This window comes from Streptomyces sp. SID3212 (assembly GCF_009865405.1).
Classification (GTDB): domain Bacteria; phylum Actinomycetota; class Actinomycetes; order Streptomycetales; family Streptomycetaceae; genus Streptomyces.
Genome location: NZ_WWJY01000878.1, coordinates 1 through 2,468 on the forward strand (window position 1 = coordinate 1; position 2,468 = coordinate 2,468).

General features: G+C 72.4%; 4 protein-coding genes and 1 pseudogene. 4 read left to right on the forward strand and 1 reads right to left on the reverse strand.

Features of this window, described 5'->3' with window-relative positions; all coding sequences use genetic code 11:
- From GT042_RS26475 to GT042_RS26490, 4 genes and pseudogenes are all read left to right on the forward strand, one after another.
- Positions 1 to 272: pseudogene (locus tag GT042_RS26475) on the forward strand (transcriptional regulator); the annotation flags it as partial.
- Positions 273 to 351: 79 nt separating this feature from the next.
- Positions 352 to 786, forward strand: coding sequence for a roadblock/LC7 domain-containing protein (locus GT042_RS26480; RefSeq protein WP_161311244.1), 435 nt, complete (start codon positions 352 to 354; stop codon positions 784 to 786).
- Positions 787 to 877: 91 nt separating this feature from the next.
- A complete protein-coding gene (locus tag GT042_RS26485) occupies positions 878 to 1,252 on the forward strand; it encodes a hypothetical protein (protein WP_161311245.1) in 375 nt (124 codons plus the stop codon).
- 181 nt (positions 1,253 to 1,433) lie between these two features.
- Positions 1,434 to 2,081, forward strand: coding sequence for a molybdopterin-dependent oxidoreductase (locus tag GT042_RS26490; RefSeq protein WP_345943924.1), 648 nt, complete (start codon positions 1,434 to 1,436; stop codon positions 2,079 to 2,081).
- On the opposite strand, the gene GT042_RS26495 is transcribed toward GT042_RS26490, so the two are convergent.
- The coding region (locus tag GT042_RS26495; protein WP_161311246.1) for a LysE family transporter at positions 2,078 to 2,468 on the reverse strand (391 nt) is incomplete at its 5' end. The genes GT042_RS26490 and GT042_RS26495 overlap by 4 nt on opposite strands.

The following is a 2,468-nucleotide window of genomic DNA, read 5'->3' on the forward strand; positions in this document are numbered from 1 at the left end:
CCGTCACCCGGCGGCAGGGCGCGCTGCTGGAGCTGGCCGACGGGGCGCGCACCCCGGTGAGCATCGCCTGGAGCCTCGGCCGCCCGGCGTACCACACCCTGCTCGACATCCGCAGGCTGGCCGCTGCCGGACTGGTCGAGACGCCGCCGGACGGGACGGAGACCGCCCCACCGCCCGTCCCCTCCTGGGTCGCCACCGTCGCCGCGGTCAACACCGACACCGACGTCGCCCTGCTGCGCCGGCTCCGCGACGCCCTGGAGGCCTATCTGTGACGCCGCCCCGCTCCGGGCCACCGCCGCCCCGTACCACCGCGTCCGGCGTCCCGTCGGACCGTTCTTCCGACCTTCCGTCATGAGGCGCGCACTGCGCCAACGCGCCGAGAGGAGACAACTGATGACGGCGGAAGCCGAGGTGCTCGGCGAACTCAGACGGCTGCGCGCCGTACTGCCCCAACTCACCGGCGCGCTCGCCGCCACCACCGACGGGCTGGTGCTCGCCGAGGACGCCCCGGGCATCGAGACGGAGTCCATGGCCGCGCTCACGGCGGCGGCGCTGGGCGTCGCGCTCCGGCTGACCGAGTCCACCGAACAGGGCCCGTTCCGCGAGCAGTTGGTCCGTGGGGAGCGGGGGTACGTCGCGACGTACGCGGCCGGCTCCTCGGCGGTCCTGACGCTCCTGGCCGAGCCCCGGACCAACGTCGGCCGGCTGCATCTCGAAGCGCGCCGCTCCAGCGCCCGGATCGGCGAACTGGTCGACGACGCGCTCGACCGGCGATCGAGGAGCTGAGGCGTCACCCATGACATCCCCCACCCCCGCCCCACCCCCGGCCACCCCGGCCGAACGCCCACGAAGACGACGAAAAGGAAGTTCTCTCACCATGGTCACCACCGAAGCCGCTCTCAAGGAAGCCACCACCTCCATAGAAGGCGCTCTGGGCGCCGCCCTCGTCGACTACTCCAGCGGCATGGCCCTCGGCATGCTCGGCGGCGGCAAGGACCTCGACCTGACGGTCGCGGCGGCGGGCAACACCGATGTGGTCCGTGCCAAGGTCCGCACGATGGAGATGCTGGGCATCAAGGACGAGATCGAGGACATCCTCATCACGCTCGGCACCCAGTACCACCTGATCCGGCTCCTCAAAGGACGCGGCAAGAACGGCCTCTTCCTCTACCTGGCACTGGACAAGGGCCGGGCGAATCTGGCGATGGCCCGCCATCAGCTGATGAGGATCGAGGCCGACCTGGAGGTCTGACGGGGCCCCCCGCGTCCGGTCTCACCCCGGGCGGTTCCTTTGGAGTCATGGGGACCGCCCGGAGCGAGCGGGGTCGAGGGTGCTCGGGTTTGTTAGGCCTACCCTGCACGGGGAACAGGTCGGACGAACCGGTCGGACGAACCGGTCGAATGAACCGGTCGGCCGAAGGAAGGGAGCACCCGTGGGAAGCGACCGCTCCGTGACCCGTGACACCGCGCCCCGCGCCCCCCATCGCCTTCCCCCGGGGCAGCGCCATGTGCACGGCTGGCCCGTCTCCCACTACGGCCCCGTCCCCCGCTTCCGCCCCGAGCGCTGGAACCTGCGCGTCTTCGGAGCGACCGCCGACGGGAACGAGCGCACCTGGACCCTCGACGAGCTCACCGTCCTCCCGCGCGTCACGGTGGTGGCCGACCTGCACTGCGCGACCGGCACCACCTCGACGGACCACGAGTGGTTCGGGATCGCGGGCACCACGTTCCTGGACCTGGCGCCGCCCGCTCCGGAGGTCACGCATGTCATGGCCTGGGCGGAGTACGGCTACACCGCCAACCTCCGGCTCGGCGACCTCACGGCCCCCGAGACCCTCCTGGCCACCCACCACAACGGTGAACTCCTCACCGCCGAGCACGGCTTCCCGCTGCGCCTCGTCGTCCCGCACCTCTACGGCTACAAGGGCCCGAAGTGGCTGCGCGCCGTCGAGTACCTGACCGAGGACCGGCGCGGCTTCTGGGAGGAGCGCGGCCACCACAACATCGGCGACCCCTGGACGGAGCAGCGCTACGCCCACACGGAGCAGGAGAACCACGGTCAGGGGGCGGACACCCCCTAGGAGCGGGCCGCTTCCACCGCCGTGAACACGCCCAGCGTGACCAGCGCGCCGCCCGCCGTGCCCTTCAGGGCCCGGGACACGCGGGGGCGCCGCAGCCAGGCCATGAGGCGGTCCGCGCCGAAGGCGACGAGCAGCAGCCAGGAAGCGGCGATCACCGCGTCGACCACGCCGAACAGCAGCGTCGTCGCCAGGACCGAATGAGCCTCGGGCAGGAACTGCGGGGCCACCGCCACGAAGAAGATCCCGACCTTCGGGTTGAGGAGGCAGCTCACGAACCCCTGCCGCAGGGCCCGCGCGGCGGGGACCGCAGGTCCGGGCGGGGAGAGCACACCACCGGCCCCACCCACCCCGCCGGCATCCGCCGCACCCGCGCGCAGTGCCCGCAGC

Bases quoted from the DNA above. Each gene is read 5' to 3' on its own strand.
- GT042_RS26480 (WP_161311244.1), top strand. From the start codon at position 352: ATGAGGCGCGCACTGCGCCAACGCGCCGAGAGGAGACAACTGATGACG.
- GT042_RS26485 (WP_161311245.1), top strand. From the start codon at position 878: ATGGTCACCACCGAAGCCGCTCTCAAGGAAGCCACCACCTCCATAGAA.